This window comes from Kitasatospora sp. NPDC042419, assembly GCF_056437345.1.
In genome coordinates, this window is the sequence record NZ_JBWKAW010000030.1 from 32,905 (window position 1) to 56,835 (window position 23,931).

Sequence of the window (23,931 nt, forward strand, 5' to 3'; positions counted from 1 at the left end):
ACCAGGACCGGAGGTGTACGACCCCGCGGGCTGCGGAGGCTGCGTGGGATCAGTCCTCCCAGCGGAAGAGCTTCCAGGAGATGGCGGTGAACACGGCGGCGAAGGCCAGCAGGCCGCCCATGGCCGGCAGCGCGTCCGTCACGCCGCCGCCCCGGGAGAGCACCGACTGGGCGGCGGTGACCAGGTGCTTGAGCGGCAGCGCCTCGGAGATCGCCTTCAGCCAGCCCGGCATGTCGTCGGTCGGGAAGAACGAGCCGGACAGGAACGACATCGGCAGCACGATGATCTGCGAGAGGCCGTTGGCGGCCTCCTCGGTCTTCGCGATCGAACCGGCCAGCAGGCCGATCGACATGAAGGCGACGGTCGCGCAGACCACCAGCGGGATGACCAGCCACCAGTTGCCGGTGAGCTGGAGCCCGAAGAACGGCGTGGTGGCGACGACCAGGAAGATCGCGGTCTGGGCCAGCGCCGTCAGCACCGACACGGCGATCCGGGAGGCCACGATCGAGCCGGCGCTCACCGGGGCCAGCCGGAGCCGCCGCAGCACCTTCTTCTGCCGCCAGCCGACCAGGGTCAGCGAGGCGCTGAAGACCGCGCCGGTGGCCACCGCCCAGCCGAGCAGGCCGGGGGTGAGGAACTGGATCGGCTTCAGCGCCTCGTCCTCGACCCGGCTCGCCTCCATGGTGAACGCCGGCGGCTTGCCGGAGGCGGCCTGGTTGGCCTGCTGGACCACGGAGTTGACGATGCCCTGGACCGATCCGGCGCGGACCTGGTCGGCGGCGCTGTAGCGCACCACGACCTTGCCGTCCGGGCCTTCCTTGATCATCGCGTCCAGGTCGCCCTTGCGGACCTTCTCCAGCGCGGCGGCCTCGTCGTCGCCGCGGGTGATGGTCAGGACCTGCTCCAGCCCGGCCCGGCCCTCGCCCTGCACCGCGTCCAGGACCTTGACCGCGCCGACCTGCTCCACCTTGGCGTGCGGGCTGGAGGCGCCCTTGAGCAGGGTGCCGAACAGCAGCAGGAACATCAGCGGGAAGAGCATCACGAAGAACAGCGCGGTGCGGTCGCGGAGGAACGCGACCACCATCACCCGGGAGAGGCTCGCGAAGGCGGAGACCCGCTCGCGCCCGGCCGGATCGTCCGCCCCGCCCGGTCCTGCGGGCGCGCCCGCGGGGGCGGTGGACCGCTGGCCCGGGACGGCGGCGGGCTCGGTGCGTTCGGCGGTCATGCGCGGTACTCCCGTCCGGTGAGCTGGAGGAAGACGTCCTCCAGGGTGGCGCCGCGGACTTCGAGGCCGCGCAGCGCGTTGCGCTCGGCCAGCACGGCGAGCACCGGGGCCGGGAGCCGGGTGGACAGGGAGAACGTGATGCCGTCGTCCTCCAGCGAGGTGATCTCCGCCCCGGCGGCGGTGAACAGCTCGCGCGCGGTGTCCACGGCCAGCTGGCCGGACTCCACGCTGATCCGGACGCTGTCGTCGATCTCGCGGACCAGGATGGCCGGGGCGCCGGTGCGGAGGACCTTGCCGCGGTCCATCACCGAGACGCGGTCGCAGAGCACCTCGGCCTCGTCCAGGTAGTGGGTGGTCAGGACGACGGTGCGGCCCTCGGCGTTGATGTCCCGCAGCAGGTCCCAGAGGTTGCGGCGGGCCTGCGGGTCGAGGCCGGTGGTGGGCTCGTCGAGGAAGACCAGTTCCGGGCCGTGGACCAGGGCGCAGGCGATCGAGAGGCGCTGCGCCTGGCCGCCGGACATCTTGTCGGTCATCACGCCGGCCGACTCGGTCAGGCCGACCCGCTCCAGCATCGCGTCGGCGCGCTTGGGGCCGACGCCGTAGAAGGAGCCGAAGGTGCGGATGGTCTCGCGGGCCGTCAGCTTGTTGAAGAAGGCCGAGGCCTGGAACTGCACGCCGATGCGCGGCAGCAGCTTGGGATTGCGCGGCCAGGGCGCCAGCCCGAGCAGCTCGACCCGCCCTTCGTCGGGCTTGCGGATCCCCTCCAGGATCTCCATCGTGGTGGTCTTCCCGGCGCCGTTCGGGCCCAGGATTCCATAGAATTCGCCGGCCTCGACGGTGAGCGACACCCCGTCGACGGCCTGCACGTCCCCGTACCGCTGACGGATTCCGTCGGCGGATATAGCAGCAGTCATGAGCAGTGAGCGTACGGGCGCCGGGGAGTCTTGGGCAGGGCTCTGCGGACGATTTGATGATCATTTTTACAACGATGCAAACCGCCCCGGCCGAAGGGACGGTGACGTCCGATCAGCCGGGGCGGTCCGGTGGCCCTCCTGCCCGGGCCGGCGGCTCAGGCGCGGTGCAGGGTGATGGTGGTCCAGGCGCCGACGTGGACCCGGTCGCCGTCGTTCAGCGGGATCGCGGTGTGCGGGGCGATCGGCTCGCCGCCGCCGTTCACGGTGGTGCCGTTGGTGGAGTCCTGGTCGACCAGCACCCAGCTGCCGTCCGCCTGTTCGGCGAGCAGGGCGTGCTGGTGCGAGGCGCCCGGGTCCTCCGGCGGGACCGAGAGGTCGATCTCCGGTACGGTGCCGCGGTGCTGGCTGCGCCGGCCGATCCGCAGCTGGCCGCGCCCGGTCAGCGGGATCCGGCGCTCGGGGCAGTATGGCGGGAAGAACAGGCCGGCCGCCTCGGGGCCGCTGCGGGCCATCATCTCGGTGAAGTACTCGCGGTCGGCCGCGACCACCGCGAACCAGGTGCTCCGGACCGGCTCGGGCGCCGGCGCCTGGGCCGGCTGGGCCCGCGGGGGCATCGGCGGGGCGAGGTTGAACGAGGTGCCGAACTCGTCGCCGCGCCGGGTCGGGCCGGGCTGGGCGTACACCGGCCCGGAGTCCTCGCGCGGCGGGGCGGCCGGGTGCGGGGCCTCCTGGTAGGGGGCTTCCTGGTACGGCGCCTCCTGGTAGGGAGCCGTCTCCTGGTACGCGGGCTCCTGGTACGGCGCTTCCTGGTACGGGGCCGCCTCCCGGTAGGGGGCTTCCTGGTACCCGGCCGCCTCCTGGTAGGGAGCCTCCTGGTACGGGGCCTCCTGGTAGGGCGGGCCGGCGTGGACGGGGGCGGGCCCCTCCGGTCCGCGGGCGGGCGGCGGGTAGCCGTAGCCCGAGGGCGGGCCGGGCTGCGGCGGGGCGGCCGGCGGCTGCGGGGCCGCGGGGGGCTGCGGGGCGCCGCCGTACGCCGCCGGGATGTTCAGCGGCGCGGGCGCGGGCGGCGCCTGGGCGGGGACGCCGAAGGGCTGCTGGGGGCGCTGGGGGGCCGAGAGGTCGTAGTCGTACCCGCACTCCTCGCAGAACCGGCCGGTCTGCGGACTGCGGCAGATCGGGCAGACCGCGAGTCCCTCGGTGAGGTCCGGGAAGCCCTGCGGGTTCGGCGGCGGGGGCGGCACCGCGCCGGGCGGGGCGGCCCCCGGGTGCGCCGGACCGCCGTACGGCGCTCCGGGCGCACCGTGGACGCCGTGCGCCCCCGGGCCCGCGGGCGCGCCGGGGAGCGTGCCGGGCGGCGGCGGTACCGGCTGCGGCGGCGTCATCGGAAAGCCGCAGAAGTCGCACCAGTCCTCGGCCTGCGACTCGTGGCCCCTCGGGCAGATCGGCATCAGGTCCCCCCTCAATTCCAAGCAAGCCGGGGCAGTGTCCGGCCGGGTCGCGGCCCGGTCGGCTCTTCGGCGGTCACTTCTTCACACGGACGGTCTTGGTCGACCGGGTCTCAAGGGTCATCGAGTCGGCCTCGCTCACGTTCTTACGGAACCGAACGGTACCCTCCTTCGGGTCCACCACGTCCACCACCTTCTGCAGCAGCTTGAAGGTGCCCTCGTTGCCGGTCGCGTGGGCGATCCGGACGGCGGCGCCGAGCTTGGCGGTGGCCCGGTCGACGTCCCCGGCGCGGTGCGCCTCCAGCCCCTCCTGGATGGACGAGGCCAGTTCGGCCTGCCCGGTGTAGTGGGCGACCTGCGGGCTGATCCGGGTCGACGAGGCGAGGTCGTCGGTCCAGAACGCCCTGACCAGGCCCTGCGACAGCACCTCGGGAGTCCCCCCGGAGACCGACGGCGGCAGGACCAGGCTGATCCGGGCGGCGAGCATCTCGTTGCCGACGGAGGCGGCCGGGACCTCGACGCAGACGTGGTAGTCGCGGCTCTCGTCCCCCCACGAGCCGGTCGGGTAGTCGCCGGCCCGCGGCCCGGCCTCGGCCCGGCGGTCGGTGAGGTCCTCGACCGAGGGGGCGACCTGCTTGACGAACCTGACCACCGCGTTGGCCGGCGTCCAGATCCGCAGCGCGACGTCGGCGACCTGCTTGCCCATCGCGCCGGTCATCATCGAGCGGAAGTCCTCGGCGAGGCCGGAGGGCTCGGCGACGATGTCGACGGTGCCGAGCAGCGCGGAGGAGATCCTGCGCAGCTCGTCGACCCGCCAGTCGGTGCCGACGCCCCGGCAGTCGGCGGTGAAGTGGCCGCTGACCCGCTCGATGGCGCGCTCCAGGTCGGCGGCGTTCTCGTGCTCGTTGTTGCCGTCGGTGAGCAGGATGGCGTGCCGGATGGCGATGTCGCGGCGGGTCAGGAAGAGCTGGTCGGCCTTGGCCAGCCAGGTGCCCATGGCGGTGCCGCCGGCCGCGGTGAGCCGGCGCAGCGAGTCCTTGGCCTGCGCCCGGGTGGTGTCCGAGGCGATGGCGAGGGTGCCGTCGCCGGGGAAGACGTCGCGGGCCTCGTGGGTGCCGGCGACCACGGCGAAGGCGACGCCGTCGCGGACGGTGTCGATGGCGGCGGCGGTGGCTTCGCGGGCGCCGCGCAGCTTGCTGGCCGGGTAGTCCATCGAACCGGAGCAGTCCACCAGGATCACCACGGCGGCGGACTGCGCGTCGGCGCCGCCCGGTCCGGCGTCGGTGAGGCCGAGCGGGCGTCCGCCCGAGGTGCCGCCACCGGTCGCGGTGACCGTGACGATGGCGTTCACCTCCCGGGCGCCGTCCGCGAGGAACTCGTTCTGGAAGATCTCCACATCGAACCTGGGCAGGTTCGGCTTAGCCAGTGTTGCCATGGGCCGGTGGCTCCCGTCGGATGGTCGGATGGTGCGAGCGGTCGGTGGGGTGGGCAGTGGTGGTGCGGGCCGCCGTGGTGCGGGCGGCGGGGTGGTGCGGCCGGAGGGTCACGGGGCGGTGCGGTGCCGTGCGGGGCGGGCCGACGGGCGGCCGTCCGCTCGTCCGCCGGCCCGGTGGTGCGCGGCCTCCCGGCCGCCCGGCTTCAGCGGGCCGGCGGCTGTGCCGGGGTCTGCGCCGGCGGCTGGGCCGGGCGCGGCGGGACGGCCGGCGGCTGCGGGGGGAGCGGCGGGGCCGGCGGCAGGGGCGCGGCGGCGGAGCCGATCACCGGGATGTCCGGCAGGGTCGGGTCGTAGTCCTCGTCCTCGTCGGCGCCGGCCGGCACGGACCCGGCCGCGGTGATCACCGGCAGGTCCAGCGCGGTCGCGGTGCGGCCGTCCTCGGCGTCCGGCGCCCCGGCCGCCGGGGCCGGCGGCGGGTCGATCGGCAGCACCGCGACGGTGATGTTGTCGTGCCCGCCGGCCGCGATGGCGAACTTCACCAGGGTCTGGGCGGCCGCCAGCGGCTCGGTGCGGGCGTCCGGGCGGACGAAGTAGGCGAGGTCGGTGGCGGCCTCGGCGTAGTTCCAGAGCCCGTCGGTGCAGATCAGCAGCACACCGGGGACGTGCGGGGTGAAGTCGAGGGTATGCGGGACGACCTCCTCGGCGTCGGCGCCGAGCCAGCCGGTGATGGCGTGGGCGCGCGGGTCCGCGTAGGCCTCGGCCTCGCCCATCAGCCCGGCCTCGACCATCCGGGCGGCCCAGGAGTCGTCCTGGGTGAGCCGGAACGGCTCGGCCGAGACCCGGTCGTCCGGGATCCAGTACGCGCGGGTGTCGCCGACCCAGCCGATGGTGACCCGGCCGCCGGCCGCGATCGCGCTGACGTAGGTGCAGGCGGGCGCGTTGAGGTCGGGCCTGGGCGGCCTGGTGCCGTCGGTGGCCAGGCCGGCCACGGCGGCGGCCGCGTCGGCGATCGCCCGGCGCATGGCCGCGGTCGGCTCGCGGCCGGCCTCCAGCGAGCTGAGCAGCGACTCGGAGGCGGCGTCGACGGCGGTCTCGGAGGCCTGGTCCGGCCGGTCGGAGGAGGAGACGCCGTCGCAGACCACGGCCACCACGACGGGTTCGCCGCCGGGCAGCGAGGTGGCGGCGACGGTGAAGGAGTCCTCGTTGCGGTGGTGCCGGACGCCCCGGTCGCTGACCCCGGCGACGCCGCCGAGGGCCTTCTCCATGTGGTCGCGCGGGCGCGGCTGGGCGCCGCCGCAGGCCTCGCAGTAGCCGTCGCCGGCGACCTGCTGGAGCCCGCAGTGCACGCAGGCCGGGCCGCCGTGCGCAGCCTGCGCTCCCTGGACGCCCTGCGCTCCCTGACCTCCCTGCCCCCCCTGCGCCGGGACGGCGGGCGCGTCGGGCAGGGTCGGCGGGTGGTCCCCGTCACCGCCCCGGGCGGCCGACCAGCTGGGCGGCATCGCGCCGGGGGCGGGCCGGCCGTCCCGGCTCGACCCGCAGGAGCCGCAGAAGACGTCCTCCGGGTCCATCGGCTCGGCACAGCTCTGGCACACGGTCTGCTGCGGCATCTGTTACACCCACGTCCTGGGGCGGGCGCGGTTGGCCCGCTCCACCATCTCGATCCTGTTCTCGGCCCGGTCGGCCAACCGGGCGAGCACCCGGTATGACTGCTCCAGGGCGAACCGCAGTTCCCGTTCCACCGCGGGCCGTCCCAGCACGCTGACCTCGCCGGTCGTCCGGCCGAGGCCGGTCTCGCCGGGCGACCCGGCGGTGACCCAGCCGAGCGCGGCGCCGAGCACCTCGACGGCGAGCTCCTCGCGGCGGCGGTCGTCCAGGTGCAGCGCGGTCAGCTGCTCGGAGCTCGCGCCGAGGTCGGCGCCGAGCGGGTCGGTGGCGGGCCGCTCGCGCAGCCGGGCCCGGACGGCGGCGATCCGGGCGGAGGTGTACTGGCTGGAGGTGGCCGGCACGGACTCCAGGACGGCGACGGCGCCGGCCCGGTCCTCGTCGGCGAGCCGGACCCGGGCCAGCCCGAAGGCGGCGCTCAGGTAGCTCTGGTCGGTGCTCCACACCAGGCGGTAGAACTCGGCCGCGTCGCCGCCGTCGCCGAGGAGTTCGGCGCAGGCGGCGAGGGCCAGCTTGGGGGCGGCCTCGCCGGGGAAGGCGTCGTAGACGGCGTCGAAGGCCTCGGCGGCGGCGCGCAGCGCGTCCTCGTCGGGGGCGTCGCCGGTGCCGGCCGGGGTGGCCGAGACCAGCGAGGCCAGGCCCCGGTACCAGACCACCCGCCAGTCGTCCGGGTACTCCCGTTCCAGGGCGGCGAGCGCCTCGGCGGCCCGGTCGTGCCGCCCGAGTTCGAGGACGGCGCGCAGTTCGCGCAGCCGGCGTTCGGCGGAGTCGGCGGGCGCGCCGTTCAGCGCGGCGAGCGCCTCCTCCGGGTCGGCGGCGAGCAGGGTGGCGAGGAAGCCGGCGTTGGGGTCGGCCGGGTCGACCCGGGGGACGGGCAGGGCGAGGGCGGCGGCGGCCGGGTCGAGCGCGGTCAGCCGCAGTACGCCGGGCCGGACCGTCGGGGCGACCAGTTCGTTGTCCACGACGCGCAGTTCGGGGCCGAAGAGGGTGGAGGGCGCGGGCCGGGCCCGGCCGTCCTGGAGGGCCAGCACCTCGCGGAGCACGCCGGTGAGCTGGTCGGCCATCTCCTCGGCGGAGGCGAACCGGCGGGCCGGGTCCGGGTCGGTGGCGCGGACCAGGAAGCGGTAGTAGGACTCGTACGCGGCGAAGACCGGTACGGACTCCGGGCCGGGCAGGGTGTCCCGGTAGGTGGTGGAGTAGCCCTGGAAGTCGAAGCTGAGCACCGCGAGGGTGCGGGCCACCGTGTAGAGGTCGGAGGCGGGGGAGGGGCCGTCGGTGGCGATCTCCGGCGCCTGGTAGCCGATGGTGCCGTAGATCGGGCCGTCGTCGTCGAGGCGGCGGACGGCGCCCATGTCGATGATCTTGAGCGTGTCGCCGCTCTGGATCACGTTGTCGATCTTGAAGTCGCAGTAGATCAGCCCGCGGGCGTGCAGGTAGCCCAGCGCGGGCAGCGCCTCCAGCGCGTACGCGATCGCCTGCTCCACCGGCAGCGGCTCGCGCCGGCCGTCCGGGGTGCGGCGCTCGTTCGCGATGTCCTTGAGCGACTTGCCGCCCACGTACTCCATCACGATGTAGCCGTCGGTCGCGCCGGTGCGCAGGTCCGGGTGCTCGGCGAAGTTGATGATGCGCACGATGCTCGGGTGGTCCACCTCGGCCAGGAAGCGCCGCTCGGCGACGGCCACCGCCAGCGCGTCCTCGTCGCCGGTGTCCAGCAGGCCCTTGAGCACCACCCACTTGTCGCTGACCCGCCGGTCCACCGCCAGGTAGATCCAGCCGAGCCCGCCGTGCGCCAGGCAGCCCACCACCTCGTACTGGCCGCCGACCAGGTCGCCCCGGCGCAGCTTCGGGGTGAACGAGTACGGGGTGCCGCACTTGGTGCAGAACCCGTCCGGGCGGCCAGGCGTGCCGTTGCGCTCCCGGCCGACCGGGGTGTCGCACTTGGAGCAGAACCGCTTGCGCTCCGGCACCTCCGGGTTCTCCAGCACCGCCTGCGCCGGGTCGGCCGCCGTGACGGTCGGCACCGTCACCAGGCCGGCGCCCAGCCGGTGGCGGGTGCCGGCGGTGCCGCTGCCCCGGCTGCTGCGCACCGAGACCGACCGGCCGCTGCCGGTCCGGGTGGACCGGTGCGAGCGCGAGCGGCCGGACAGCGAGCGGGACGAGCCGGTGCGGGAGGAACCCGTGCGCGACGAGCCGGTGCGGGTCGAGCCGGCGCGCGAGGAGCCGGTGTCCGGGTCGAGGACGACGTGCAGGGTCGAGGAGTACGCGGTGGACTGCGCGGCGGGGGCCTCGGGCGGGGTGAGGCCGCACTCGTCGCAGTAGCCGTCCGCGTCGATCGTCCCGGAGCACGGGCGCGGGCACGGCAGGCCGGGGCCCGCCGCCTGCGCGGGCTGCCGGGCGGCGGGTACGCGGACCGCTCCGGTGCCCGCTCCCGCGGCATTCCCGGAAGCCTGCCCGGAAGCCTGCCCGGAGGCGGTCTTCGAGGAGACGGAGGAGGTGCCCGCCGGGGCGAGCCCGCACTCGTCGCAGTAGCCGTCCGCGTCGATCGTCCCGGTGCCGGTGCACTCCGGCCGTACGCACGTCTCGCCCATCACCCTCAGCCCCCCAGTCCCTGTCCCTGTGCTGCCTGTCCGTCGACCGGCTCCCCGCCGGCCGCCGCCTGTGCCGCCTCGCCCTGCGCGGGCCGCAGCGACTGCTGGAACCGGGCCACCGCGGCGGCCGCCGCCCGCAGGTCGCAGGGCGCGCTCCACAGCAGCCAGCGCGCCTTCTCGTACCGCTCCACCACCACCGGGTCCTCGGCCACCCGCAGCCGGGCCGCCATCGCCTTGTACGCGTCCAGGCGCCCGCGCAGCTCGGCCCGGACGGCCAGCGGCTGGGTCACCTCGGTGAGCGACTGCCGGGCCCGGGCCAGCTCCTTGGCGGCCGCGTCCTCCAGCGCGTCCAGCAGCGGCGCCAGCCGGTACCACTGCCCGCTCTGCCGCAACTCCAGTGCCACCACGATCCGTTCGCGCAGTGCCGAAGCCGGTCCGGGGACGGCCGGCACCTCGGTCGCGGCGATCTTCGCCAGCACCTCGCCGCGCGCCCGGCGGGCCTCGGCCAGCGTGGCGTCGGCCCGCTGCAGCAGGTCGCCGACGCCCTGCAGGCGCTCCTCGGCGTCGTCGCGCAGCCGCAGCAGGTTCTCCAGCTCCAGCCGGACGCCGTCCAGCGCCCGCCCGGCCCGGTCGAACCGCTCGGTGTCCACCACCCCGGACGGTGAGGCCAGCGCGCCGCCGTCCGGGACGGTCCCGCGCTGGGCGGGGACCCGGGCCGGCCGCCACAGCGCCAGCGGGTCGCTGCGCACCTCGGCCCGGAGCCCGGTCAGGTCGGCGTCCAGCCCCACCAGGTCGTCGCCGAGCGGGTGGCCGCCGGCGTGCACGCCGAGCGAGCCGGCCAGGGTCTGCACCCGGCGCAGCTCGGCGAGCAGCAGGTCGATCCGGGCGGGCAGCGCCGTCCAGACCGCGTCCGCGGCGGAGACCACCTCCAGCACGGTGGCGTACCAGGAGTTCATCCTGCTCATCAGCCCGTCCAGGCTGACCCGCTCGACCAGCCGGGCGGGCGCGCCGAGCAGCTGCGCGCCGTCCGGCGCCCCGCCGGGGACGGTCACCGCGTCGCCGGTCAGCAGCTCGCTCAGCTCGGCGAGTTCGGGCCCGCCCGGCCTGGCCTTGCGGGCCCGCACCGCGCGGGCCGAGGCGAGCGCCTCCGAGTAGCGGTCGAACAGCGCCCAGAGCATCGGCAGGCCCTGCCCGGCGACGGACCAGCGCTCCTGCGTCCGGCCGGTCAGCGCGGCGCCGTCGAGCAGGCGCAGGCCGGGGTGGTCCTGGAGGGAGAGCAGCGCGGACTCGACCGCGTCGCGCTCCGCGCCGAGGCGCGCCAGCGCGCGGTCCACCTCGTCCCGGCTCAGCACCGGGCCAGCAGAAGCCGCCAACGCCCTCTCTCCTCCTTCGCCTGCTCCGTGGTCCGGTGTCCCCGGGTCGCGCGCCCCGGGGGGTCTCCGAGATCCGTCCCGACCCTAGCGGGTGCCCCCCCGGGACGCCCCGCCCCCGGCCCGTGCGGCCCTCACCGAGCCCTCACCGCTGCGTCGGCCAGTAGTGCTCGGCGTCGTTGAGCATGTACGGCTTCAGCCACTTGTCGTAGCCCGCCCGCCAGGCGCCGCTGTTGTGGTACTCGGTGAGCACCTGGTTCACCCGGGCCGTCAGGTCGGTGCTGTTCTTCAGCATCGCGATGCCCATCACGGCCGGCCGGACCTCGCCGTCCACCACGCGGACGGTCTGGTCCTGGGCGGCCTGGCTGGCCGCGAGCCCGTCGTCGGTCATGGTGGCGTCGATCTTGCCGAGCTGCATCAGCACCAGGCAGTCCAGGTGGTTCTCCACCGAGACCACCTTGCCGACCTTCGGCCGGGACTTGAGCTCGTCCTCGGCGGAGGAACTGGACGCCGCGCAGACGGTCTTGCCGTCCACCGCCTCGTCGATCGTGCGCGCCGGCGACGACTTCGGCACCAGCACCCGCTGGCTGCTCTTGAAGTACGGCTTGGAGAAGCCGACCTGCTGCAGCCGCTCGCAGGTGATGGTCATGGTCCGGACGATCAGGTCGACCCGGCCCTCCTGGACGAACTTGATCCGCTCGGCGGTCGGCACGGCCTTGAGCGTCACCTTCTCCGGGTCGCCCATGATCGCGGTGCCGATCGCCCGCGCCAGGTCGATGTCGAAGCCCTCGATCTGACCGGTGTTCGGGTTGCGGGCGCCCCAGCGGTAGCTGTTCTGGTCCACCCCGATCACCAGGTTGCGCCTCGCCTTGATCGCCTTGACCGCCGCGCCGTCCTCACCGCTCGGCGGCACGCTCTGGTAGACGTCGCAGTCGTTGCCGGCCTGCGCCTGCTGCGGTGCCGCGGCGGGCCGCAGCTCCAGCGGCGCGCCGGCCGTGAGGGCGGCGCGCTGCGGACCGCTCGCGCCGAGCACCACCGCGCCGGACGCCAGCAGCGTCAGCGCCACCGCCGTCCGGGCCGCCCGTACCGTTGCCCTGCCCATCGTTCCCGTCCCCCCTCTACCGGTACTCGGCCAGTCGGCGGCCGAGCCCGCGGACCGCGGCGACGGCCGCGAGCAGGCCCAGCAGTGCGACCGCCACGGCCGCGTTGCGCAGGTCCCCGTCGACGCCCAGCGCCGCGTCCCGGAACTCGCCCTCCTCCAGGAGGGCGGCCCGGTCCAGCTGCTGGCCGACGGCGTTGAACGAGGCGTCGGCCGTCTTCGGCACGTCGGCCTCCTTGACCGTCACCGTGGCGTCCAGCGCGGCCTGGTAGTCGCCTTCCTTGTTCTCCAGGTCGCTCGCCGCGGCGTGCCGCTCGCGCCACTGCTGGTAGTCGCGCAACGCCTGGTCGACCGGCCCCACGGCGTCCGGCGGCGCCAGCGTGCGCGCCTCCATCAGCGTGCCGGCCGGCGCGCGGCCCGGCGCGGTGCCGTCGAACAGGTGCCCGGTGGTCTTCGACCAGAGGTCGGCGTACTTGGTGCTGGAGCCGCGCGCCACCAGGTGCAGGTTCTCCGCCAGGCGGGCGGTCAGCACGTCCACCCGGGCGGCGTTGAGGACCCGCAGCGGCGCCGCGCCCTCGCGCTCGGCCCGCCGGAGCGTGGAGTCGGCGCCGGTCGCGGCCACGGTCAGCCAGAGCACCCCGGACAGGACGGCGGCCGTCGCGGCCAGCAGCCCCACGTTGAACACCCGGTTGGTCCGCCGGAACAGCGCCGTCTGCACCCAGACCAGCGCCGTCAGCGCCAGCAGGCCCAGCAGGTACCCGGCCCACGGGGTCGCCCGGGCGTCCGCGAGGTCGTCGGCCAGTGCCTCGTTCTCGGCGGCGGTGAGCTTCGCGGCGGCCGGCAGCAGCACGGTCCGCATCTGCTCGGAGGCGTACCGCAGGTAGGCGCCGCCGAGCGGGAAGCCCTGCCGGTTCTCGGCCCGCGCGCTCTCCACCAGCCCGGCGTACACCGGCACCTGCTGGTTCAGGGCGGAGAGCCACTCCTGGGCGGGCGAGGAGGTGGTGGTCCGGGCCGCCGCCTCGGAGATCAGCTGGGAGGCCCTCCTGAGGTCCTCCTCGTAGCGCGCCCGGACGGCCCTCGGCTCGGCACCCGCCAGCAGGAAGCCGGTCGCCGCGGTGGTGTCCGCGTCGGCCAGCGAGAGGTGGATGTCGGCGGCGGCCTGGCTGAGCGGCTGGCTGTAGCTCACGACCCGCTTCGCCGCCTGCGCGCGGGAGTTCAGCTGGGCGGCGGTCAGCGCGCCGAAGACGAGGGTCAGCACCGCCAGCAGCGCCCCGGCCAGCCGCAGCCGGCCCGGGGCCGTCCGGGTGGCCTGCGCGAGCCGGGCGACCGGCCCGGCCGCGGCGGCCGCCACGGCCGCCATGCCCGGTGCCGGGCCGCCGCTGCGCCCCGGCGAGGCCGCTGATGAACCGTCCGGCCGCCCCGGTGCGAGCGCGCCCGACCCCTTCGTACGTACCGGTGTCGCCACCAGCCTCACCCTCCCCTGTGACCCGCACCCGTATTCGGGGCCCGGCCGTTGCCAGCAGTATGGCCGTCACTCCCCGCGGCCACACCCGAGTTGCGCCGATCTTGAGCTTCTCCGTACCGCTGTGCGCCGCCGGACCGGGGGTCTCCCGGGCTCCGCGCCCCCAGGGTGCGGGGCGGGCGGCGATCGGGTCGACGCGGGATGCACCCTATGCGGTTCCCGGGACGGCCGGAGGGCTGGGGTCCGGTTGTGCCGGTCCGGTGGTGGACGCGGGTGCTCCGTACGATGGGCGCCATGCGCCTTCTGGGAACGATCTCCGCCGACCGTCCGCTGCTCGTCGTCGCCGTCCGGGAGGAGGCCGCCTACCTCGGCGACCGCCTTCCGGTGCTGCTCACCGGCATCGGCAAGCTCAACGCGGCCGCCGCGCTGGCCACCGTCCTCGCCGGCGGGGAGCACCCCTCCGAGGTGGTCAACCTCGGCACCGCCGGCGCCCTGCGCCCCGGCTGGGAGGGCACCCACACCGTCACCCAGGTGCTCCAGCACGACATCGACACCCCGGCCCTGTTCGCGCTGACCGGCCGGACGTACGGCGCCCCGCTGGTCGTCGGCAAGGGCGACGGCCCGGTGCTGGCCACCGGCGACCTGTTCGTCTCCGACCCGGCCGCCCGCGACCGGCTGGCGGAGCAGGCCGACCTGGTCGACATGGAGGGCTACGCCGTCGCCACCGTCGCCCACCGCGCCGGCGTCCCGGTCCGCCTGGTGAAGCACGTCAGCGACGAGGCCGGTGACGGCGCCGTCCACACCTGGCGCGAGTCCGTCGACACCTGCGCCCGCCACCTCGCCGACTGGCTTCACGCCCAGGGGTGGTGAAGGTCCGTCAGGGCTGCGCCGGCGGTCGGGGTGGTTAGGGTGGCGGGCGTGACCGACGACACCACGACCGAGCGCGCCGCGACCGAGCACGCCACGACCGACAACACCGCGACCGACAACACCGCGACCGAGCACGCCGCGACCGGGCGGACCACTGACGGCGGTGCCGCTGTCGGCGGCCTCGCGAACGGGGCTCCCGGGGTCGGGAGCAGCGACCTCCGGCCGCCGGGGGTCAACGCCGACGAGCACACCACGCTGCTCACCTTCCTGGACTACCTGCGCACCTGCGTGATCGCCAAGACGGAGGGGCTGTCGGACGAGGACGCCCGGCGGCCCGGCGTGGCGTCCGGGACCAGCCTGCTCTGGCTGGTGCGCCACCTCACCGCCGTCGAACTGAACTGGTTCCTCTGGGCCTACCGCGGCGACGACGTCGAGCCGTGGGACGACGACGCGCCCTCGCCCGGCGACGAGACGGTGGCGGAGTCGGTGGCCGCGTACCGGGAGGCGATCGCCCGGGCCAACGAGGTGATCGGCGCGGCGGCGGCCGGCCTGGACCGCCCCGGGGTGCGGTCGTTGCGACCCAACGCCGAAGCGCCGTCGATGCGTTGGCTGTTGGTCCACATGATCGAGGAGACCGGGCGGCACGCCGGGCACGCCGACATCCTCCGGGAGCGGCTGGACGGCGCGGTCGGTCGCTGACGGGGGCGGGTGGGCGGCTCGCTGACGGACAGTGGAATACTCCCCCGCGCACCATCGGCGCCGCTCCGGCGGCGCCGTGCGCTTTCACACAGGGGGATTCACAAGTTCATGTCATCGTCAGGTAGGAATGCGGGCCGTCGCACGGCTCGCACCGCAGGGAGCGCCCTCGGGGCGTCCGTTCTCGCGCTGACCCTGCTCACCACCGCGGCCTGCGGCCCGGACAACAGCTCGGCCGATGCCGCCGCCACGGCGGGCGCGCAACCGAATCTCGGACTGCCCGCCAATCTCGAAGACCTGAAGAAGTGGAAGTTCGACGACTGGGAGAAGTGGGCGAAGGACTACGCCCTCCCGGCCGCCACCAAGGGCTTCTGGAGCTTGGAGAAGCTGCTCAAGGCGAAGCCGGTCGAGCCGATCGCGCCGCCCGCGCAGCCGCCCGCGGCCCAGCCGACGGCGCCCGCCCAGCCGACGGCGCCGGGGGTGCCGTCCGCGCCGGGCACCAAGCCTCCGTCCGGTCAGCCCACCCAGCCGGGGCACCCGACCACCCCGGCGGCGCCCAAGCCGTCCAGCACCCAGCAGCCGGCCTCGCAGGTCCCGGCGCCGCCGGCCCAGCCGACGCAGGCACCGCCGACGCAGGCACCGCCGCAGCCGCCCGCCGGCCAGCCGACGCAGCCGGGCAAGCCGACGCAGGCGCCGGCTCAGCCCTCCCAGCCCGCGCAGCCGGCGCAGCCGTCTCAGCCCGCCCAGCCGGCCGACAACGGCAACGACCCGCTGCCCAAGACCGTCAACGCGCAGCCCCTCCCGCACCCGTACACCAAGCTCGGCGTGCACGGGAAGCTGTTCGCCGACGCCCCGGGCAGCAGCGCGGACGCCGCCGCAGGGCTCAACCACTACCAGTGCTCCGCCACCGTGGTCGCCGACCCGGCCCACCCCGGCAAGAGCAACCTGGTCTGGACGGCCGGCCACTGCGTCCACCAGGGCAAGGGCGGCGCGTTCTTCAGCAACATCTCCTTCATCCCGGCGTTCAACAGCAACGGGGCGCTGAGCGGCGGCAAGCAGGCCGACGAGTCCCAGTACGCGCCGCTCGGCATCTGGAGCGCCACCCAGGCGGTCACCTCCCCGCAGTGGAAGGCGGAGGGCGGCACGGGCGGCGACCCGGCCACCCACTACGACTTCGCGATCATCCGGGTGAAGCCCGCCGACGGCGCCAAGTCGCTGGAGGAGACGGTCGGCGGCGCGGTGCCGGTCTGGTTCAACGCCCCGCGCGACCAGCTGGCCGTCACCGAGTACGGCTACCCGGCGGCCCCGCCGTTCGACGGCATGGAGCTCAACCGCTGCGAGAGCGGCCGGCCGACCCGCCTGTCGTACGAGCCGAGCCGCCCGCCGATGCACGCGATCGGCTGCACCATGACCGGCGGCTCCAGCGGCGGCGGCTGGCTGGCGGCGAAGGACGGCAAGCCGGCCCTGGTCAGCAACGTGTCGGTCGGCCAGCACACCGGTGAGCCGAAGTTCCAGGCGGGCCCGTACCTGGACGACGTCGCGGCCGGCGCGTACGACTTCATCTCCAAGAAGGGCTGAGCCCGGCACACGCCCGGGCCCCGCACACCGCGGGGGCCGGGCACGGCCGCGGCCGCCCCCGCCCGGGAAACCGGTGCGGCGGGCGGCCGCGGCCGTCCGCGGTGTCCGGCTACGCGTCGAACGCCGTGAGGTCCAGCGCGTCCAGCCGCTCCGGGTCGCTCAGGACGTCGATCGCCACGATCGCCCCGCCGACCACGGTGAAGGCCATGACCGACATCGGCCGCCCGTTCGCGCCGATCACCACGACACCCGCCGCGCCGTTGACGAGCGCCGGGCGCGCGTACGGCGCGAGGCTGTGGAACATGACGGCCTGGCCGGCCACCGTCCGGGCGCCGTTGAGGACCACCGGCCGCCGGTCCCGCGGGCCGGCCGACCCGTCGGCGCGCAGCACCACGTCCGGGTCGAGGACGGCGAGCAGCGCCTCCAGGTCGCCCTCCCGGGTGGCGGCGAAGAAGGCGTCGACGGCCACCCGCTGCCTGGCGAGGTCCCGGTCCGGGGTGGGGGCCTGCCCCTGGACCTTGCGGCGGGCCCGGCTGGCCAGCTGGCGGGTGGCGGCCGCGGTCTTCTCGATCAGCGGCGCGATCTCCTCGAAGGGCACCGCGAACATGTCGTGCAGCACGAACGCCACCCGCTCGGCGGGTGCCAGCGACTCCATCACGACCATCAGCGCCAGCCCGACCGAGTCGGCCAGCAGCACCTCCTGCTCCGGGTCGACCGCGTCCGCGCGCCCGATCAGCGGGTCCGGTATCCGCGGCACCTCGGCGGCGCCCGCCTCGGCCCGCGACTCGAAGGACTCCTCGCGCCGCTGGGCGCGCGAGCGGAGCTGGTTCAGGCAGAGCCGCCCGACCACCGTGGTCAGCCATCCGCCGAGGTTCTCGACGTCGGAGGTGTCGGTCCGGTCGTACCGCAGCCAGGTGTCCTGGACGGCGTCCTCGGCCTCGCTGATCGAGCCGAGCATCCGGTAGGCGACGGCCCGCAGATGGGGCCGGTGCGCCTCGAACAGTTCGGCCGACAGAACTTTCTCGTCCACCCGTGTCACATTCCTTCGCCGCCGAGGGTCATTGCTCCGGAGCACGAAACTAGCGGCTCCCGCCGGAAGATCAACTTCCGGCCGGGAGGCGAAGTGCCCCGACGGATCGACCGAACGACGCACATCCGACGAAGCACCCCGAACCGGCGCGACGAAGCACCCCGACGAGCCGGCGCAACGAACCAGCGCAACGAACCAGCGTGACGAAGCACCCGACGGACCGGCGCGACGAAGCGCCCGGACCGAGCGTCCACCCGACGCGACGGCGAAACGGAGACGACCGTGACGAACAACGCACCCATCCTCGTGACCGGCGGCACCGGCACCCTCGGCGGCCACGTCCTCCCCCTGCTCCGCGCGGCCGGCCGGGACGTCCGTGTGCTCACCCGTACCCCGCGCCCGGCCGCCGACGGCGTCGACTACGTGGCGGGCGACCTGCTCAAGGGCGAGGCCGGGGAGGGCATCGACGCGGCGGTGGCCGGCGTCGGGACGGTGCTCCACCTGGCCGGCGGCGCCAAGGGCGACGACGTCGCCACCCGCAACCTGGTCGCCGCGGCCCGCCGGGCCGGGGTGCGGCACCTCGTCCACATCTCGGTGATCGGCGCGGACAAGGTGCCGCTGGGCTACTTCCGGGCCAAGCACGCCGCCGAACGGGCGGTCGCCGACTCGGGCCTGCCGTTCACCGTGCTGCGCGCCGCCCAGTTCCACGACCTGGCCCTGAAGGTGGCGGCCGGCATGGCCAGGCTCCCCGTCGTCCCCGCCCCGGGCGGCGTCCGCTGGCAGCCCGTCGACGCGCGGGACGTGGCCGCCCGCCTCGTCGAACTGGCCCTGGACGCCCCCGCCGGTCACGTGCCGGACCTCGCCGGCCCCGCCGTCCGCACGCTCGCCGACCTGGTCCGCGACCACCTCGGGGCCACCGGCCGGCGCCGCCCGATGCTGCCCGTGCGCGTCCCGGGCGGCCTGGGCCGCGCCTACCGGGCGGGCGACAACCTCACCCTGGCGGGTGCCGAACTCGGCACCCGCACCTGGGAGGCGTTCCTCGCGGAGCGGGTCACGGCCGGCTGACCACCGCCGACGCGCCCGTCCTCGCCGCCGTCACCACCGACTCCGTGGTGACCACCTTGGCGAACCGCATCGCGTGCAGCACCGTGCCGGTGGCCCGGGCCAGTTCGGCGGCCGGGACGGTGACGCCGTCGGGGCCGGCCATGTCGAAGGCGTGCATCGCGTCGATCGGGAAGACGGCGTCGTAGCCGAGGTTGCCGGCCATCCGCGCGGTGGTCTCGTTGCAGACGTTGGTGATGATCCCCACGGTCACCACCTGCTTCGCGCCCCGCTCCTGGAGCCAGGCGTGCAGGTCCGGGGTGCCGTAGAAGGCGCTGTTCACCGTCTTGGTGATGTGCAGGTCCGGCTCGACCGCGGCCACGAAGTCCTTCAGCTCGTGGCCCGGGGTGCCCTCCGCGAGCGGCCCGGTCGGGGAGGTGTGCTGCACCGTCACGATCGGCCGTCCGGTGTCCTGCCACACGTCGATGAGCTCGCCGATCCGCTGCTCGGCACCGGGGTTGTCGCGCCCGCCCCAGAACGCGGTGTCCTCGAAGCCCTTCTGGACGTCGATGACCACCAGGACGGCGTCGGAGTCGATGGTGAGCGGGGCGTCGAAGGCGCTGGTGTTCGTCATGCGTCCATCCTGCGGCGGGCCCGCCCGGCGGGGTGATGGGCGGTGGAGCCACCCATCGATACGATCCTGCCAAACCGACAGGAGGGTGGGCCGTCGTCGTGCGTACGGTGGGTTGTCTGGTCTTCGACGGCGTCCGGGCCTTCGACTACGCGGTGATCGGGGAGGTGTGGGACAACCGGCCGAGCCGGCCGGGACTGCCCGGCTTCGAACTGCGGGTCTGCGGGCCGTCCGGCGCCCGGGCCCGGCTCGGCGGCGGGCTCGAACGGGTACCGGACCACGGGCTGGACGCGCTGGCCGAGTGCGACCTCGTCGTCGTCCCCGGCATGGAACGGCCCTACGAGCCGCGCGATCCCGCCGTGCCGGCCGCCGTGCGCGCCGCACACGAGCGCGGCGTCACCGTCGCCTCGCTCTGCGCGGGCGCGTTCGTGCTCGCCGAGGCCGGACTGCTGGACGGCCGCCCGGCCACCACGCACTGGGCGCTCGCGGGCGAACTGGCCCGCCGCTTCCCGGCGGTGGACGTCCGGCCGGAGGTGCTGTTCACCGGCGAGGACCGGATCTGGACCTCGGCCGGGGTGGCGGCCGGCATCGACCTCTGCCTGCACCTGGTCCGCGCCGCCCACGGCGAGCGGGCCGCCGCGAGCATCGCCCGCGCCATGGTCACCGCGCCGTTCCGCTCGGGCGGGCAGGCGCAGTTCATCCCGTCCCCGGTCCCGGAGGACGGCGGCGCGGACGGTGAGGACCCGCTGGTCCGGGCCCGTGCCGAGGTGCTGGCCGCCCTCGACTCCCCGTGGACGGTCCGCCGGATGGCCGGGCTCGCCCTGATGTCGGAACGCTCCTTCGCCCGCCGCTTCGTCGCCGCCACCGGCACCACACCGCTGCGCTGGCTTCTGGAGCAGCGGGTGCTGACGGCCCAACGGCTGCTGGAGGACACCGACCTGCCGGTGGACGCCGTCGCCGTCCGCTGCGGCTTCGGCTCCGCCGTCTCGCTCCGCCCGGCCTTCACCGCCCGCGTCGGCGTCGCCCCGCGCGAGTACCGCCGCACCTTCCGCGGCCGGGACGGGGGCTGAACGACGGGCGGGCCCGCCCCCGGGGCGTGGCACGGCCGTCAGGGGCCGGCGTTCTCGATGCGGGGGGTGAGGCCGTCCAGGAGGTTGGCGAGGCCGAGTTCGAACAGGGCGTCGAGGTCGAGGTCGTAGCCGTTGGTGAGTTCGGTCATCAGCCGGGTGAAGACCGGGAAGCGGCGCGCGGTGGTGAGGGGGTCGAGGGTGGGGATCCGGCTGTTCGTCCACTGGTCGGCGGTGACGCCGGTGGCGGACTCCGCCTGGGCTTCGCGTTCGAGGTTGACGGCGATGCCTTCGATGTAGCTGTACAGCAGCACGTGGATGTCCATCATGGCCGTGGTGTCGAGGCCGTGGCCGTCCAGTGAGGCGAGTGCCCACTCGGCGTGCGCCAGCAGGTTCGGCAGCATCAGCGGCCTGGTGACGGGGCTGAGTTGGGCGAGCCAGGGGTGGCGGCGGAACAGTCCCCAGAGGGTGCGGGCGCCGAGTTCCAGCCGGGGCCGCCAGCCGGCGGGCGGTTCGGCGGGGTAGGAGGCCTCGCCGAAGGCCGCGTCGGCGGCGAGCAGGACGAGTTCGTCCTTGCTGGTGACGTACCGGTACGGGGACATCGCGGAGACTCCGAGCCGGGCCGCGACGGCGCGCATGGAGAGTGCGGGCAGGCCCTCCGTGTCGGCGAGTTCCAGGGCCGCCCGGACGATCCGCTCGCGGTTCAACTCGCCTTCGTGCGCGGCCGGTCGGGGTGGCCGGTGGGGGTCGGCGGGGGTCGGCGCGGTGGTCCCGGCCACGACGGTGCCGATCCGGGGCCGGGCCTCGACCAGGCCTTCGGTGCGGAGCACGGTCAGTGCCTTGGTGGCGGTGGCGAGGGCGACGCCCCAGTCCTGGGCGATCCGCCGGGTCGAGGGCACCCGGTCGCCGGGGGCGAGCTCGCCGGTGTCGATGCGTCGCCGGAGGTCGGCGGCGATGCGCTGGAAGGGCGGGGCGGTCTCCGGTGCCATGGGTCGGGCTCCTCGGGAGAAGTTTTTCGCGGGCGCGGATGTCCTGTACTAGCTCAGACCCTAGCAGCGGTGATCGCCCGGCAGGGACGGCTGTCCTAGGTCAGATCGTGTGGTGGGAGGCCTGGTGGGCGCTTGCGACGCTCTGAATTTACGTCGTACATTCAGAGCGCTTACAGCGTACGACACCGACCAGGGAGTACCCATGAAGACCGTCCTCGTCTCCGGCGGAGGCATCGCCGGCACCGCCCTCGCCCACTGGCTGCACCGGAACGGCTTCGCCCCGACCGTGGTCGAGCTGGCCCCCGGCCACCGCACCGGCGGCCAGGCGGTCGACATCCGGGGCGTCGCCCTCGACGTGGTCGAGCGGATGGGCGCGGGCGAGTCGGTCCGCGCCGTCCGGACCAGGATGCGCGGCATGTCCGTCCTCGACGCCGACGGCAACGAGGTGCACCGCTCCACCGAGGCGACCTACAGCAGTGGCCGCCTGGACAGCGCGGACGTCGAGCTGCTGCGCGAGGACCTGGTCGCGATCCTCCACGAACGGGCCGCCGGCCAGGCCGAGTTCGTCTACGGCGACAGCATCACCGCGCTCCGCGAGGACGAGCACGGCGTCCACGTCACCTTCGAGCACGGGCAGCCGCGCACCTTCGACCTGGTGGTCGGCGCGGACGGCCTGCACTCGCGGGTCCGCCGGCTGGCCTTCGGCCCCGAGGAGCGGTTCCTGCGCCCGCTCGGCACCCACGTCGCGATCTTCGGGGCCGACAACTTCCTCGGCCTGGAGGACTGGCAGGTCTGGCAGCGCGACGGCGAGGCCGGCTACGGCGTCTACCCGGTGCGCGACAACCGGGAGTTGCGGGTCACCTTCGGCTGGATGAGCGAGGAGCCCGCCGAGCGGGACGCCGAAGCGGTGCGGAAGCTGGTCGCCGAACGGATGGCGGAGCTGCGCTGGGAGACGCCCCGGCTGCTGGAGGCGCTGCACCGTTCGACCGACTTCTACGCCGACGCGATGGCGCAGGTCCACCTGGAGAACTGGTCGGCCGGCCGGACGGTCCTGCTCGGGGACGCCGGCTACTGCGCCTCACCGCTGTCCGGCCAGGGCACCAGCCTGGCCCTGGTCGGCGCCTACCTGCTGGCGGACGAGCTCGGCCGCGCCCGGACGGCCGGCGAGGGCCACACCGCCGCCTTCGAGCGGTACGAGCGGCGGATGCGCCCGTTCGTCGGCCTCAACCAGGCGCTGGCCACCGAGAACCCGGGGGGCCCGGCGTCCGAGGAGTCGATCGAGCGGGCGAAGAACGCGATCTCGCTGGACATCGATTGACCCATGATTCCGGGACGAAAATGCACCATATCCAGGGTCGATCAACGCAATAGAGTGATCATCACGAGGTCGCGGCAGGGAGCCGGGACCGCCCGAGAAGAGGGAGACACCACCATGAGCACCAGCCCGCTGAAGCCGCTGCTGACCCGCGCCGCCACCGCCGAGACCACCAGCGACCCGAGCAGCGTCATGACCCTGCTCGCGGACTGCGGCACCGACGGCAGCCCGATCACCAGCTACCGCTCCTCCTTCGCCAAGGGCGCCGTCGGCGCCCCGGCCCACTTCCACACCCGGGCCTCCGAGATGTTCTTCGTCATCGGCGGGTCGCTCCAGGTGCTGGTCGAGGACAAGGTCGAGACCCTCGGCGAGGGCGACTTCCTGCTCGTCCCCCCGCGCACCCCGCACGCGTTCGCCGCCGCGCCCGGCTCCGAGGCCGACGTGCTCTTCGTGTTCACGCCCGGCATGCCCCGCTTCGACTACCTGCGCCTGCTCGGCCGGGTGGTGCGCGGCGAGGCGGACCCGCAGGAGATCAAGGACTCCTCCGAGCTGTACGACAACCACTACGTGGACAGCCCGGTGTGGCGCGCCGCCCTGGAGGCCGCGGCCGGCAAGTGACCCGCGGGCAAGCGGCTGGTGCCGCAACGGGGGCGGGCGGGAGTAGGAGCGGGGGAAGGGCGGGAGCGGGAACGGGAGCGCGGGTGGTCATGGCCCCGCTTCCCCGGCCCCGGCTTCAGCCTCCGGCGGACGGTCCGCCGCGACCGGGGGTGCTCCGCGAGGCGCCCGGCCGGCGGCGCGAACCCGGGCGGGACGGAGCGGTGGGCGGCGCGGGTGGCGGCATGGTCGGGGGAGCGGGCCGGGGGCGCCGCCGGTGCCGGACGTGCAGCTCCACCGGCACGGACGGGGAGAGGGCCGCGCGCAGCTCGCGGTGCAGGGCGGCGGTGTCGGTGTCCGCCGGGAGCGACTTGGGCGCCAGCCGGTGACCGGCCAGCAGGGCGGTCAGCGTGACCGTGACGGTGGTCGGCCGCGGGTCGCCGTCGTACGGCTCCTCGGTGGAGTGCTCGATCCGGATGCACTGCAGTGCGGAGACGGGCAGGGGCCGACCGGCCCGCGCTCCCCGGACCAGGGTGACCGTGGCGGGCCCGTCGGCGGGCGCGAACCGCAGCCGGTGCACTTCGTGGAACGCGCTGCGGGTGAGGAAGGCCCACCCCGCGACCGCCGCCGCGCCGCCGATGACCGCGGCCACCGACCAGACCGGCCCCCACCCCGTGCCGGTGAACAGCATCACGACGGCCACGGGGGTGGAGACGAGCACCCCGAGCAGGAACAGCGCGGGTACGGCCATCACCGACCCGAGCGAGGTCGTGACCGCGTACCGGAGGGAGCCGCCGCGCTCCCAGAGGACCAGGTCGAGCACGCCCGGGACCGAACGGTCCATCCGCACCGGTTGCATGACTTGACGGTAGGTCGGTCGTACGGGTTGTGGAAGTGGGTCTCCGGCCCCGGGTCCGCGA

20 protein-coding genes are annotated in these 23,931 nt (G+C 74.9%); 7 read left to right on the forward strand and 13 right to left on the reverse strand.

Annotated features, from left to right (window positions below):
* Nucleotides 1–49: 49 nt before the first annotated feature.
* From AC067J_RS35995 to AC067J_RS36035, 9 genes are all read right to left on the reverse strand, one after another.
* Nucleotides 50–1,225, reverse strand: coding sequence for an ABC transporter permease (locus AC067J_RS35995; RefSeq protein WP_478306533.1), 1,176 nt, complete (start codon nt 1,223–1,225; stop codon nt 50–52).
* Entirely contained in the window at nt 1,222–2,139 is a 918-nt protein-coding gene (locus AC067J_RS36000; protein ID WP_478306535.1) for an ABC transporter ATP-binding protein, read from the reverse strand. Before AC067J_RS36000 ends, AC067J_RS35995 begins: the two co-directional genes overlap by 4 nt.
* Nucleotides 2,140–2,294: 155 nt before the next feature.
* On the reverse strand, nt 2,295–3,587 hold the full coding sequence (locus AC067J_RS36005) for an FHA domain-containing protein (RefSeq protein ID WP_478306537.1): 1,293 nt from the start codon (nt 3,585–3,587) through the stop codon (nt 2,295–2,297).
* A gap of 73 nt (nt 3,588–3,660) precedes the next feature.
* On the reverse strand, nt 3,661–5,019 hold the full coding sequence (locus tag AC067J_RS36010) for a vWA domain-containing protein (RefSeq protein ID WP_478306538.1): 1,359 nt from the start codon (nt 5,017–5,019) through the stop codon (nt 3,661–3,663).
* Between the two features lie 203 nt (nt 5,020–5,222).
* Nucleotides 5,223–6,626 (reverse strand): PP2C family protein-serine/threonine phosphatase, encoded by a 1,404-nt coding sequence (locus tag AC067J_RS36015; RefSeq protein WP_478306540.1) that lies wholly within the window; start codon nt 6,624–6,626, stop codon nt 5,223–5,225.
* A 3-nt stretch (nt 6,627–6,629) separates the two neighbouring features.
* Nucleotides 6,630–9,269, reverse strand: a complete 2,640-nt coding sequence (locus AC067J_RS36020) for a serine/threonine-protein kinase (RefSeq protein ID WP_478306542.1) — start codon at nt 9,267–9,269, stop codon at nt 6,630–6,632.
* A 5-nt stretch (nt 9,270–9,274) separates the two neighbouring features.
* Nucleotides 9,275–10,642, reverse strand: coding sequence for a hypothetical protein (locus AC067J_RS36025; protein ID WP_478306544.1), 1,368 nt, complete (start codon nt 10,640–10,642; stop codon nt 9,275–9,277).
* Nucleotides 10,643–10,784: 142 nt separating this feature from the next.
* On the reverse strand, nt 10,785–11,741 hold the full coding sequence (locus AC067J_RS36030; RefSeq protein WP_478306546.1) for a glutamate ABC transporter substrate-binding protein: 957 nt from the start codon (nt 11,739–11,741) through the stop codon (nt 10,785–10,787).
* Nucleotides 11,742–11,757: 16 nt separating this feature from the next.
* On the reverse strand, nt 11,758–13,098 hold the full coding sequence (locus tag AC067J_RS36035) for a hypothetical protein (RefSeq protein ID WP_478306548.1): 1,341 nt from the start codon (nt 13,096–13,098) through the stop codon (nt 11,758–11,760).
* A gap of 396 nt (nt 13,099–13,494) precedes the next feature.
* Between AC067J_RS36035 and AC067J_RS36040 the strand changes: the two genes are divergently transcribed.
* The 3 genes from AC067J_RS36040 to AC067J_RS36050 all read left to right on the forward strand — a co-directional run bounded on the left by AC067J_RS36040 (nt 13,495) and on the right by AC067J_RS36050 (nt 16,344).
* Nucleotides 13,495–14,070, forward strand: coding sequence for a nucleosidase (locus AC067J_RS36040; protein WP_478306550.1), 576 nt, complete (start codon nt 13,495–13,497; stop codon nt 14,068–14,070).
* Between the two features lie 48 nt (nt 14,071–14,118).
* Nucleotides 14,119–14,769, forward strand: a complete 651-nt coding sequence (locus AC067J_RS36045) for a DinB family protein (protein WP_478306552.1) — start codon at nt 14,119–14,121, stop codon at nt 14,767–14,769.
* A gap of 108 nt (nt 14,770–14,877) precedes the next feature.
* Nucleotides 14,878–16,344, forward strand: coding sequence for a trypsin-like serine peptidase (locus tag AC067J_RS36050; RefSeq protein ID WP_478306554.1), 1,467 nt, complete (start codon nt 14,878–14,880; stop codon nt 16,342–16,344).
* A gap of 109 nt (nt 16,345–16,453) precedes the next feature.
* Here the strand turns inward: AC067J_RS36050 and AC067J_RS36055 are convergent, their stop codons facing one another.
* Nucleotides 16,454–17,374: a sigma-70 family RNA polymerase sigma factor gene (locus tag AC067J_RS36055; RefSeq protein WP_478306556.1), complete on the reverse strand. Its 921-nt coding sequence runs from the start codon at nt 17,372–17,374 to the stop codon at nt 16,454–16,456.
* Nucleotides 17,375–17,656: 282 nt separating this feature from the next.
* On the opposite strand from AC067J_RS36055, the gene AC067J_RS36060 reads away from it, so the two are divergent.
* Nucleotides 17,657–18,439 (forward strand): SDR family oxidoreductase, encoded by a 783-nt coding sequence (locus tag AC067J_RS36060; RefSeq protein ID WP_478306558.1) that lies wholly within the window; start codon nt 17,657–17,659, stop codon nt 18,437–18,439.
* Here the strand turns inward: AC067J_RS36060 and AC067J_RS36065 are convergent.
* Nucleotides 18,426–19,049, reverse strand: a complete 624-nt coding sequence (locus AC067J_RS36065) for a cysteine hydrolase family protein (RefSeq protein ID WP_478306560.1) — start codon at nt 19,047–19,049, stop codon at nt 18,426–18,428. The two genes, AC067J_RS36060 and AC067J_RS36065, sit on opposite strands and share 14 nt — an antisense overlap.
* Before the next feature lie 98 nt (nt 19,050–19,147).
* Here AC067J_RS36065 and AC067J_RS36070 point away from each other — a divergent pair, with 98 nt between their 5' ends.
* Nucleotides 19,148–20,116, forward strand: a complete 969-nt coding sequence (locus AC067J_RS36070) for a GlxA family transcriptional regulator (RefSeq protein ID WP_478306562.1) — start codon at nt 19,148–19,150, stop codon at nt 20,114–20,116.
* A 38-nt stretch (nt 20,117–20,154) separates the two neighbouring features.
* Here AC067J_RS36070 and AC067J_RS36075 read toward each other — a convergent pair whose 3' ends face one another.
* Entirely contained in the window at nt 20,155–21,102 is a 948-nt protein-coding gene (locus AC067J_RS36075; protein WP_478306564.1) for a TetR/AcrR family transcriptional regulator C-terminal domain-containing protein, read from the reverse strand.
* A gap of 202 nt (nt 21,103–21,304) precedes the next feature.
* On the opposite strand from AC067J_RS36075, the gene AC067J_RS36080 reads away from it, so the two are divergent.
* Nucleotides 21,305–22,420, forward strand: a complete 1,116-nt coding sequence (locus AC067J_RS36080; RefSeq protein ID WP_478306566.1) for an FAD-dependent monooxygenase — start codon at nt 21,305–21,307, stop codon at nt 22,418–22,420.
* Between the two features lie 114 nt (nt 22,421–22,534).
* Nucleotides 22,535–23,035, forward strand: a complete 501-nt coding sequence (locus tag AC067J_RS36085) for a cupin domain-containing protein (RefSeq protein WP_478306568.1) — start codon at nt 22,535–22,537, stop codon at nt 23,033–23,035.
* A 115-nt stretch (nt 23,036–23,150) separates the two neighbouring features.
* Here AC067J_RS36085 and AC067J_RS36090 read toward each other — a convergent pair whose 3' ends face one another.
* Complete coding sequence (locus AC067J_RS36090; RefSeq protein WP_478306570.1) at nt 23,151–23,870, reverse strand: hypothetical protein; 720 nt, start codon at nt 23,868–23,870, stop codon at nt 23,151–23,153.
* Nucleotides 23,871–23,931: the final 61 nt, after the last annotated feature.